At 73.1% G+C, this 12,111-nt stretch carries 3 protein-coding genes; all 3 read left to right on the top strand.

What is annotated here, in order from left to right:
* The first annotated feature begins 4 nt into the window (after positions 1–4).
* The 3 genes from ACFZB3_RS36510 (at position 5) to ACFZB3_RS36520 (ending at position 12,033) form a co-directional block, all read left to right on the top strand.
* Complete coding sequence (locus ACFZB3_RS36510) at positions 5–8,110, top strand: amino acid adenylation domain-containing protein (RefSeq protein ID WP_391383553.1); 8,106 nt, start codon at positions 5–7, stop codon at positions 8,108–8,110.
* Positions 8,111–8,159: 49 nt separating this feature from the next.
* Entirely contained in the window at positions 8,160–9,287 is a 1,128-nt protein-coding gene (locus ACFZB3_RS36515; RefSeq protein WP_391383557.1) for an LLM class flavin-dependent oxidoreductase, read from the top strand.
* Positions 9,288–9,474: 187 nt separating this feature from the next.
* Positions 9,475–12,033, top strand: a complete 2,559-nt coding sequence (locus ACFZB3_RS36520; protein ID WP_391383561.1) for a methyltransferase domain-containing protein — start codon at positions 9,475–9,477, stop codon at positions 12,031–12,033.
* Positions 12,034–12,111: the final 78 nt, after the last annotated feature.

Consider the following 12,111-nt stretch of genomic DNA (forward strand, 5'->3'; position numbering starts at 1 on the left):
GGCTATGACCATCGACACAGCTCAGTCCAGCCAGGCCCGCGAGGTGCTGGCCCGGAGCCTGGTGCAGATCCGCAAGCTGCGGGAACGCCTCGACGCCGCCGAGCAGGCGAAGACCGAGCCCATCGCGGTGATCGGCATGGGCTGCCGGCTGCCCGGCGGAGTGCGGAGCCCGGAGCAGTACTGGGATTTCCTGCTCCGTGGCCGGAGCGGGACCGGGCCGGTCCCCTCGGACCGCTGGGACCCGCAGCGGTGGGGCGGCGTGCAGGGCGGCGGCTTCCTCGACGAGGTCGACCGCTTCGACGCCGGGTTCTTCGGCATCTCCCCGCGCGAGGCCGCCGCACTCGACCCGCAGCAGCGGATGTTCCTCGAAGTGGCCTGGGAGGCCCTGGAGCACGCGGGCCAGGCGCCGGACCGCCTGTCCGGCAGCCCCACCGGCGTCTACCTGGGCGTCACCACGTACGACTACACCCAGAACCAGATGCAGCACGTCGTCCCGGACGAGCTGGAGATGTACTGCACCACCAGCAACGCCGCCACGTTCGCGGCCGGCCGGCTCTCCTACTGGCTCGGCCTGAGCGGCCCGAGCCTCTCCGTGGACACCGCCTGCTCCTCCTCGCTGGTCTCGGTGCACCTGGCCTGCCAGAGCCTGCGCTCCGGCGAGACCTCGATGGCCCTGGCCGGCGGCGTCAACGTCCTGCTGAGCCCCGAGTGGTTCCTGCTGATGACCCAGGCCGGGATGCTCGCCGGGGACGGCCGGTGCAAGACCTTCGACGCCTCCGCCGACGGCTACGGCCGCGGCGAGGGCTGCGGCGTGGTGGTGCTCAAGCGGCTGTCCGACGCGCTCGCGGACCACGACCGCATCGAGGGGCTGATCCTCGGCTCCGCCGTCAACCAGGACGGCCGCAGCAGCGGCATCACCGTGCCCAACCCGGCGGCCCAGACCGACGTGATACGGGCGGCGCTGCGCGCGGCCCGGGTCGACGGCAGCCGCGTCGGCTACATCGAGGCGCACGGCACCGGCACCCCGCTCGGCGACCCGATCGAACTGCGGGCGCTGCGCGCCGCCCTCGGCACGCCAGCCGGCGCGGAGCCGCCGCTGGTCGGTTCCGCCAAGACCAACTTCGGCCACCTGGAGGCCGCGGCCGGCGTCGTGGGCCTCATCAAGGCCCTGATGGCCGTGCGGCACGGCACCGTGCCGCCGCACCTGAACCTGGACACCGTCAACCCCGCGGTCGACCTGGACCAGCTGCACCTGCGCATCCCGGTCGAGCCGACCGCCTTCCCCGCCGGGACCGGCACCCGCGTCGCCGGCGTCAGCGCGTTCGGCGTCAGCGGCACCAACGCGCACGTGGTCGTCGGCCAGCCGCCGGCGCCGGAAGCGAGCGCGGACGTGCCCGAGCCGCGCAAGGACCACGTCCTGACCCTGTCCGCGAAGAGCCCCGCGGCCCTCGGCGAGCTGGTGCGCGCCTACCAGGACCGGCTGGCGGCCGTGGACGAGGGCGAGCTGGCCGACCTGTGCCACACCTCGACCGCGGGCCGCGCCGTGCTGCCCCACCGGGCCACCGTGGTCGGCCCGACCGCCGAGGCACTGGGCGAACGGCTCGCCGAGGTGGTCGAGCCGGACGAGGACGCGTCGCCGTACGTGCACACGGGCCGGGTGAGCGCCTCCGGCCGGCCCCGCGTCGCCTTCCTGTTCACCGGCCAGGGCTCGCAGTACGCGCCGATGGCCGCCACGCTCTACCGCACCGAGCCGCTGGTGCGCGAACTGTTCGACCAGGCCGACGAGTTCCTTGAGCCGGTGCTCGGCCGCCGCCTGCTGCCGCTGCTGCTCGACGGCTCGCTCGACACCGGGCTCATCGACGAGACCCGCTTCACCCAGCCGGCCCTGTTCGTCGTCGAGTACGCCGTCGCCCGGCTGTGGCGCTCCTGGGGCGTCGAGCCGGCCGCCCTGCTCGGCCACAGCATCGGCGAACTCGCCGCGGCCTGTGTGGCCGGGGCGATGGACTGGACCGAGGGCGCCCTGCTCGCCGCCCACCGCGGCCGGCTCATGCAGGAGCTGACCCCCGAGGGCGCGATGCTCAACGTGTTCGCCGACGACCAGCGGGTGCGCGAACTGCTCGCGCAGGCCGGGCCGGGGCTCTCGCTCAGCGCCGTCAACGGCCCGCAGAGCATCGTGGTGGCCGGCGCGCCGGAAGCGATGGAACGCTTCCTGCCGGTCCTCGCCGAGGCGGGCGTCAGCTCACGGCCGGTCAACACCGCCAAGGCCTTCCACTCGCCGCTCATGGAACCGATGCTCGACGCGTTCGAGGCCGAGGCCGAGAAGATCGTGTACCGGACTCCGCAGATCCCGTTGTTCTCGAACGTCACCGGTAAATCCCTCAACGGAGACGGCTGTATCGGCGCCGGGTACTGGCGCCGCCACGCGCTGGCCCCGGTGGACTTCCTGCGCGGGATGCAGGCCGTGTTCGACTCCGGCTGCACCGTCTTCGTCGAGGTCGGGCCGAGCCCCGTGCTCTGCGGGATGGCCTCGCGGTTCGCCCCGCAGTCCGACTCCGGCCCCGACTTCCTCTTCCTGCCCTCGCTGCGGCAGCGGCAGGACGACAACCGGGTGATGCTCAACAGCCTGGCCGCGCTGCACACCCGCGGCGTTCCGGTCGACTGGGAGAAGGTCGACGCGGGGCGGGGCCGGCGCAAGATCGCCGTACCCACGTACCCGTTCCGGGCCGACCGGCACTGGTACACCCCGAGCACGCGCACCGGGGCCGCGGCGGCGGCCCCGGCCTCCCCGGCCCCGACGGGGGCCTCGGCGGGCGGCGCGGGCGGTGCCCTGCTCGGCGCCTCCGTCCCGTGCGCCCTGGACAGCCGGCTCTACGACGCGCGGATCGACCCCGCGGCCCACGCGGTCCTGCGCGACTGCGTCATGGACGGGCTGCCGGTGGTCAACGCCGGTGTCTACCTCGACCTGGCCATGTCGGCCGCGCGGCGCGAAGGCGTCACCGGGCCGATCGCCGTCGAGGACTACTCGGTTCCCCGGAGCCTCATCGCCGACGAGGTGTGTGCCGGACAGCTCGCGCTCGAACCCCTCGACGGGACACGCCACTCCTACCGCTTCTTCGCCCGCCCGGAGGGCGCCGGAGACTCCGCCCCCTGGGTGCTGCACGCCCAGGGACGCGTCGGCCCCGGCACGCCCGGTACCGCCTCCGAGGCCGTCGACGAGGCGCGGCTGGCCGCCGAGTTCGCCCAGCAGACCACCGGCGAGGAGCACTACACCCGGCTCTGGCAGCGCCAGATCTACCTGGGCGGGGCGGCCCGCTGGATCGACCACCTCTGGCACCGGCCCGGCGAGGCCGTAGCCCGGCTCAGGCCGGCCGCGGCGGGCGAGGCCGACCCGTATCTGCTGCACCCGGGCGTGACCGACTCGCTGCTGCAGATGCTGATCAGCTGCATGCCCGAAGGCGGCGCGCCGGACGAGGCGTACATGCTCCTCGGCATCGACCGCCTCACCTTCCACGGCCACGACGGCGGCGCGCTCTACTGCCGTGCCACCGTGACCCGGTCCGGCTACGCCGGGGACGTCCTCACCGCGACGCTCGACGTGCGGGACGCCGAGGGCAACCCGGTGGTGTCGGCCGACGGCGTGTACATGAAGCGCGCCGACAAGGACGCGGTCACGCGGCAGCAGACCGGCGCGAGGACGAATGCGGCGCGCCCCGGCGCGGCGCCGTCCGCCAGGCCGGCCGGAGCGAGCGGTGCGGCACGCGCCCGCATCCTCGCCCTGCCGTCGGACGAGCGCCCGGCCGAGACCCTGAAGGTGGTCGCCGGAACCATCGCGGGCGTCCTCGGAGCGAGCGCCGAGGACCTCGCCCTCGACGAGCCGCTGCCCGCCCTGGGGCTCGACTCGCTGATGGCGCTGCAGGCCAACGACCAGCTGACCCGCCAGCTGTCCGTCTCGCTGCCGCTGGTCGCCTTCATCGAGGGCAGCGACATCAACGGCCTGACCGGGCTGGTCCTCGACGCGCTCGGCGAGCCGGCCGGCGCCGAAGCCGTCCAGGACGCCGCCCGGGGCGCGGAGACGAGCCCCGAAGCCGGGGCGGACGAGCCGCCGCGGATCGTGCCCGACCCGGCCGCGCGGTTCGAACCCTTCCCGCTCACCGACCTCCAGCAGGCCTACATGATGGGCCGCACGGACGCCTTCGAACTCGGCAACGTCTCGACCTACTTCTTCACCGAGGTCGACCTCGAAGGCGCCGACCTCGGCCTCCTGACCGACAGGCTCAACGACCTGATCGACCGCCACGACATGCTCAGGGCGGTGATGAACGGTGACAGCACCCAGCGGGTGCTGCCCGAGGTGCCGCGGTACGAGATCCGCACCTACGACGTGTCCGGGCTCCCGGCCGAGGCGCGCGACCGGGAGCTGACCGCGGTCCACGACGAGATGCGCGACCAGGTCTTCGACCCGGCCGTGTGGCCGCTGTTCGACGTCCGCGCCACCGTCCTCGGCACGGGGCGCATCCGTCTGCACGTCGCGCACGAGGCGCTGATCAGCGACGCCTGGGGCGCGTCGACGGTGTTCCGCGAGTGGGCACAGTCCGTCAACGGCGAGGACCTGGGCGAGCCCGCGGAGATCACCTTCCGCGACTACGTCACCGCCGTGAAGGAACTGGAACAGGGCCCCGAGTACGAGGCCTCCCTCGCATACTGGCGCGACCGGGTCGCCGACATGCCGCCCGCGCCCGAACTGCCGCTGGCCCGCGACCCCGCCACCGTGCGCCGGCCGCACTTCGTGCACCGCTCGCACCGGCTCGGCCGCGAGGCCTGGACGGCGTTCCGGGAGCACGCGAAGGCGGCCGGGGTCACCGCGTCCGCGGCCGTCTGCGCCGCGTACACCGAGGTGATCGCGCAGTGGAGCACGAACCCCGACTTCACCCTGAACGTGCTCTTCTTCAACCGGATGCCGCTGCACCCGCAGGTGGACTCGATCGTCGGCAACTTCAGCTCGACGATTCTGCTGGAGGTGCACGCGGGCGGCGGCACGCCGTTCGCCGACCGCGCCGTCAAGGTGCAGCAGCAGCTGTGGCAGGACCTCGGGCACAGCCGGGTGAGCGGTGTCCGGGTGCTGCGCGAGATGAACCAGCAGCGCGGCGAGTCGGTGCGCGCGTCCGTGCCGGTCGTGTTCGCCAGCACGGTGAACTTCGCCGCCCGCGACACGCGCGCCGCGGGAGTCGGCCTGGTCCAGCACCTGCTCTCGCTCGGCGACAGCGGACACGAGGTCTCCAGCGCCATCCGCACTCCGCAGGTATGGCTCGACCACCAGGTGATCGAGGACGACGGGGAGCTGATCGTCAACTGGGACGTGGTGGAAGAGCTCTTCCCGGCCGGCCTGATCGACGCGATGCACGCCGCCTACGTAGGCCTCCTCGACGAGCTGGCCGCCTCGCCCGCGGCCTGGCACGGTCCGACCGCACCCCTCCTGGGCCGGCAGGACCTCGCCGCGCGCCACCGGGTCAACGCCACCACCGGCCCCCGGCCCGAGGGGCTGCTGCACGCCGGGTTCCTCGCCAACGCCGCCGAACGGCCCGACCGGGTCGCCGTGATCACGCCCGGCCGCAGCCTCACCTACGGTGAACTCGACACCCTCTCGAACCGGATCGGGAACTGGCTGCTCGACCGCGGCACCACCTCCGAGCAGCTGATCGGCGTGGTGATGCACAAGGGCTGGGAGCAGGTCGCCGGCGCCCTCGGCATCCTCAAGGCGGGCGCCGCCTACGTACCGATCGACGCCTCGGTCCCGGCCGAACGGCTCCGCAGGCTCTGCGAGACCTCCGGCATCACCCTGGCGCTCACCCAGCCCGGCGGGTCGGCCGGCGAGTCCTGGCCCGAAGGCGTGGCACGGCTCGTGATCGACGACGAGACGCTCGCCGCGCTCTCCGACGCGCCGCCCCCGCCGTCCGCGGCGGACCCGGGAGACCTGGCGTACGTCATCTTCACCTCCGGCAGCACCGGAACCCCCAAGGGGGTGATGATCGAACACCGGGCGGCCGGCAACACCGTCGCGGACGTCAACGACCGATTCGCCGTCACCGACCGGGACCGCGTGCTGGCCCTGTCCGCGTTCAACTTCGACCTGTCCGTCTACGACGTGTTCGGCATGCTCTCGGCCGGCGGCGCGATCGTGCTGCCCGAGCCGGACGCCGCGCACGAACCGTCCCGGTGGGCCGAACTCGTCCGCGAACACGGCGTGACGATCTGGAACAGCGTCCCGGCCCTGATGGAGCTGTTCGCCCAGCACCTCGCCTCGCCGACCGCGCGGCCGGCGGACGGGGTCCGCGTCGTGATGATGAGCGGCGACTGGATCCCGGTGACCCTGCCGGAGCTGATCCGGCGGGTGCTGCCCGGCGCGGCGACATGGAGCCTGGGCGGCGCGACCGAGGCGGCGATCTGGTCGATCTGGTACCCGATCGAGAGCGTCGACCCGCAGTGGACGAGCGTTCCGTACGGAACGCCGATGCGCAATCAGCAGTTCCACGTGCTCGACGAGCAGCTGCGCCCGCGCCCGGCCTGGGTGCCCGGTCAGCTCTACATCGGCGGCGAGGGCCTGGCCCGCGGTTACCACGCCGACGGGGAGAAGACGCGCGCCGCGTTCGTCCGGCACCCGGCCACCGGTGAGCGGCTCTACCGCACCGGCGACCTGGGCCGCTACCGGCCCGACGGCGTGATCGAGTTCCTCGGCCGCGAGGACAACCAGGTCAAGGTGCAGGGCTACCGCATCGAACTCGGCGAGATCGAAGCGGCGATCTCGCACTGCGACGGCGTGCGCGCGGCCGTGGTGCAGGCGCTCGGCTCCCGGCAGGGCCCCAAGCGTCTGGTCGCCTACGTGGTCCACCGGCCCGGCGCCGACCCGGACACCGGCAGGCTGGAGTCGGCGCTGCGCGCCGTGCTGCCGGAGTACATGGTCCCGAGGCAGTTCGTGCTGCTCGACGAGCTGCCGCTCACGGCCAACGGCAAGGTGAACCGCGGCGCGCTGCCCGACCCGTCCCTGGCCCTCGGCGACGCCGCAGGCCGGGCGCCCGAAGGGGAGACCGAGACCCGGCTGGCCGCGATCTGGGCCGAGTTCTTCGACCCGGCGCTGGTCACCGCGGACGCCGGCTTCTTCGCCCTGGGCGGCGACTCGCTCACCGCGGTGCGGCTGATGGCCCGCATCGAGGCCGAGTGGGAGCGCGTGCTGCCCGTCTCCCTGCTGTTCGCCCGGCCCACCATCGCCCAGCTGGCCGAGGCGCTGACCGACGCCGGCGGCACGGCCCGCCGTGAGGCCCTGGTGCCGGTGCGTACCCAAGGCGCGCTGCCGCCGCTGTTCTTCGTGCACCCGGTCGGCGGCGACGTGCTCTGCTACGCGGAACTGGCCGCGCGGGTCGACGGCGACCGCCCGTTCTACGCGCTCCAGACCCCGGACGGCCCGGACGCGCCGACGCTGACCGAACTGGCCGCCCACTACGTCCAGGAAGTCCTCGCGGTGCGGCCGGACGGCCCCTGGGTGCTCGGCGGCTGGTCGATGGGCGGCGTGGTCGCCATCGAGATGTCCCGGCTGATGGCCGAGTCGGGCCGCACGGCGGAACTGGTCGTCGCGGTGGACCTGCTCGAACAGCCGGGCCCGGCCGCCGGCGGACCGCTCGGCACCGGCGAGCTGCTCGACTGGCTCGCCCGCGACCTGGCCGGACTCTCGGGCCTCGACCGGATCCCGTCCCCCGCGGCGGACGACGACGGGGCGGTGTCCGATGCCGACCGCGTCGAGTCCCTGCGCGAGTCCCTGGTGAGCGGCGGCGTGCTGCCCGCGGACATCGGCGCCGAGGCCTTCCAGCGGATCGTCGAGCGCTTCATGGCCAACTCACGCCTCCTGGAGGCCCACCGCCCGGCCCCGTCCGGGGTCCGCACCCTGCTGCTGCGCGCTGCGGACGGCGGCGCCGACGAGAAGACGGCAGCGGCCTGGACGGAACTCCTCGGCGCGGACGTCACCAGCGTCGAGGCCGTCCCCGGCAACCACTACTCCGTCGTCGCGCCGCCCGCCGTGGACGTCGTCGCGGACGCGATCCGTCGAGCCCTGCACTCCTGACCGAACTGGCGCACGCAATCCGAGAAGAAATCCGAGAGGACACCCAAGCATGCGATTCGGAGCGTTTCTCCCTCCCTTCCACAAGCTCGGCCAGGACCCGACCGCGAACTTCCAGCACGACCTGGAGCTGATCACCCGCGCCGACGAACTGGGCTTCGACGAGGCCTGGGTCGGCGAGCACCACTCCGGAGGCTGGTCCACCATCGCCTCGCCGGAGCTGTTCCTGGCCGCCGCCGCCGAGCGCACCCGGCGCATCATGCTGGGCACCGGCGTCGTCAGCCTGCCCTACCACCACCCGCTCACCGCGGCCGACCGGATGGTCCAGCTCGACCACCAGACCCGCGGCCGGATCATGTTCGGCATGGGCGCAGGGGTGCACCCCTCGGACGCGTACATGATGGGCATCTCCGCCGGCGACCAGCGGCGGATGATGGCCGAGTCGCTGGACGCGATCCACCAGCTGCTCACCAGCACCGAGCCGGTGACCCGCAAGACCGACTGGTTCGAGCTGCGCGAGGCCCGGCTCCAGCTGCGGCCGTACACCAAGCCCTGCTTCGAGATGATGGCCGCGGGCGTGGGCACCGAGCGCAGCATGCGGCTGGCCGGCAAGTACGGCATCAACCCGCTGACCTTCGCCGGACTGGCCGGCCGCGAGGCCCCGCCGCTCGGCAAACTGTGGGAGGCCGCCGAGGACGAGGCCGCGAAGAACGGCACGACGGTGGACCGCGGCAAGTGGCGCGTGGCCATCTGCACCCATGTCGCGGAGACCCGCGAGGAGGCGTACCGGCAGGTGCGCGAGGGCGCCGCGAGCTGGTTCCGCGGCTACGTCAAGGGCACCCTCGGCGCCGTCGGCGACCTGCCGGAGGGCCGCGAGGTGGAGCACATGGTGGAGACGCGCACCGCCATCATCGGTTCCCCGCAGGACGCGATCGAGGCGATCGAGCACCTGGTCGAGCAGAGCGGCGGCCTCGGCAGCCTGCTGCTGACCGTGCAGAACTGGGCCAACCGCCGCCAGACCATGGAGAGTTTCGAGCTGTTCGCCTCCGAGGTCGCGCCCCGCTTCACCGGCTCGGTGCAGAGCCTGCGCGACTCGCAGGCCTGGGAGGCGTCGCACCGCGACGACTTCTCCGCGCAGGTCCGCGAGGCGGCCAAGGCCGCGGCGAACGCCAGGGTCTGACAGGACCTCGCCGGCCTCGGACGACGGGTCCGGGAACGGGCAGGGCCCCTGGCGGCCCCTTCCCGCCCACGCACCAAGCAGCAGACTCAATGCGGCTATCAGGCTCGCCTCATCAGCTGACCACGGGGGGTCCTCAGTGCTTTCTGGGACGACGATATCCAGCACGCGCCCATCGACCGGCAGTGAGGTGCCGGCAGCTCACCGGGCCGACGCGCGCCGCCGCCAATTCCTCTACCAGGACGGCGTGGTCGTCTCCTCGGTCATCCGCGCCCTCGACTCGCTCGGCCTCCTGGACGCCGGCCCCGGCCCGGGGTGCGGCCTTCCCGGGACCGGCTACCTGGCAGTCGTACGGCGCTGCCTCGCGGGCGTCGGCTGGTTCGGCGGCGACGCCGGGCCGGCGACCTGGACGTCGTCCGGGCGGGCGGCGCTGCGCCACCGCGCTTCCCTCGTGGAGGCGGGCCGGCTCCTCGCCCGGTTCGCCGACGGCTCCGACGTGCGGCGGACCCCGTGGGACGACGAGACCTCGGCCGCCTTCTCGGCCGGGGTCGGACGCTTCGAGGAATGGCACGCGGACACCGGGCGGGACGAGTTCGTCGGGGCCTGTCTGGCAGGCGCGCTGCTGGTACCGGTCATGCTGTCCCTGCGGGCCGGCGAGGCCGGCGAGGACGGCGACCGGCTCCCGGCGGACGCGGGGCGCTTCCTGGCCCTGCTCGGCCTTGCCGACGCCGAGGGCCGGTGGACCCCGCAGGGCCGGGCCCTGCGGGAGTTCGAGGACCACTTCGGCCTGGCGGCCTCGTACCTCCCCCTGCTGGCCCGCCTGGAGGAACTGCTTCGCGGCGAACTCGTGGTGAGTCCCGGCGACGACGCCTGGCACCGCGAGCGCGCGCTCCGGGTGCAGACCGGCTCGGCGGCCCGGCGACGGTACTTCGCCGACGCGGACCCGATCTTCCGGGAGATGTTCGCGTACGGCCGGCCGCCGGCGTTCATCGCCGACATGGGGTGCGGTGACGGCAGTTGGCTCGTCCACCTGCACGCCCTGCTCGGGGACGGCGTCCGGTACGTCGGAATCGACACCGACCAGGTCGCTCTCGACGCGGCGCGGCGGAAGCTTCGGGCCGCCGGGGTACCCGACCCGCTGCTGCTCCTGGGCGACGTGGCGGCGCCCGGGGAACTGCGGGACCGGCTGGCCGAGCACGGCCTGTCGATCGAGGACGGCCTGCACATCCGCGCGTTCGCCGACCACGGCCCGGGCTTGCGCGGCGGACCGCCGTCCGAGGTCCCCGCCACGGCGTCCGGCGCGTACGTGGCGCCCGACGGCACGCCCCTGTCCGCCGCCTCGGTCGAGGCGGACCTCGTCGCCCACCTGGAGCGCTGGAAGCCGTACATCGGCAAGCACGGCATGGTCCTCGTCGAGGCGCACACCGTGCCCACGCACGTCGCGTCCCGGCACCTCGGCACGCTGCACGCGGCCGCCTTCGACGCGTACCGCGGCCTGACGCACCGGTATCCGGTCGAGTACTCGACGTTCATGACCTGCTGCCGGCGGGCCGGCCTGACCGCGAGCAGTCACCTCGAACGCCGCCACCCGGCGACGCGGCCCTTCGTCGCGGTCTCGGTCAACCGCTTCGTGTGCGCGCAGCCCAATCCCCTGGAGGTGATCCGGGCGGGGACGGGCACGGAACAGGGGACCGCGACGGCCAGGCGGGCGGGCGACTGGTGCCCGGCACCGGGTTCCGACCTGGACGACGGCCGCGGCCTGCACGAACTGCTCTACTTCGACGGCGACTTGTCCCAGCCCCGCAGGTGGTCGGCCGGCGCGACCGGGGTCGTGGTCCGCGAGGTCATGGCCGCGATCAACGCGCGCGCCGAGCGGGCTCGCGCAGACGACGTCATCCGGGTGCTGGACTACGGGGCGGGCACGGGCCTGGCGTCGATCGAACTCGCCAAGGTCTGCATCGCGCAGGACCTGCCCGAACGTCTCGCCGGTCGCGGCATCGGCTTCCAGCTCCACCTGGTCGACCTGCCGACCGGATGGTTCGCCCAGGGCTACGAACTCCTGAAGGACGTCCCGTGGGTCAGGTTCCATTCCCTGCGGGGAGAGGGCGGTGAATTCCGCGGTCTTCTCGACGTCATGGGCGGCGACCACGTCGACGTGGTCATGGCCAACATGGTGTTCCACCTGCTCCGTGAAGGCCCCATGCGGCACGCGGCCGGGTCGATCGCGGACGTGCTGGCGCCCGGCGGAAAACTGGTCTTCAACGCGCCCGACCTCGGACCCGCCACCGGGAACTCCATCCTTTTCCACGATCCCAACCGGTTGCTCAGGAAGTACTGGCTGGAGGCGCTGGACGCGGCCGACCCGGCCGATTGCCACGAGCCGCTGCGCGAGGCCGTCGCCCGCGCGCGTTCCGCCGGCAGAGCGGACGCCCAGAAGCGTGCGGATCGCCGGATCCTGCCCACGCCGCAGTCCGTCGAAGGCGTTGTCGAGGCTCTCGAACCCTTCATGACCGGTACGTCGTTCGGCCAGACTTTCGAGTTGCTGGCCGAGGAGAACCTGGCGACCGCCCTTGTCCCGTCGAACCAGGCGGAATACCTCTCCGAGATCACCGACCGGGCGGCCCGGGAGGAAGTCATCCGCTTCATCATGCGCGAATGTGTCTTCCCGGAACTCTCGAAGGGGCCGGCCGGAACCGGTCTCGGCTACAACATCGAGTGGAAGTTCGGCGTCTTCGAGCGCCGCCGGTAATTTCCCCTTCTTTTCCCCCTCCTCTCTCTCCTGTTTCTCGTCCCTCCCTTCTTTCTCTCATTTCGCCGGCGAAGAACA

Origin of the sequence: Streptomyces sp. NPDC008092 (assembly GCF_042957285.1) — a bacterium.
In the GTDB taxonomy this organism is placed as follows: domain Bacteria; phylum Actinomycetota; class Actinomycetes; order Streptomycetales; family Streptomycetaceae; genus Streptomyces.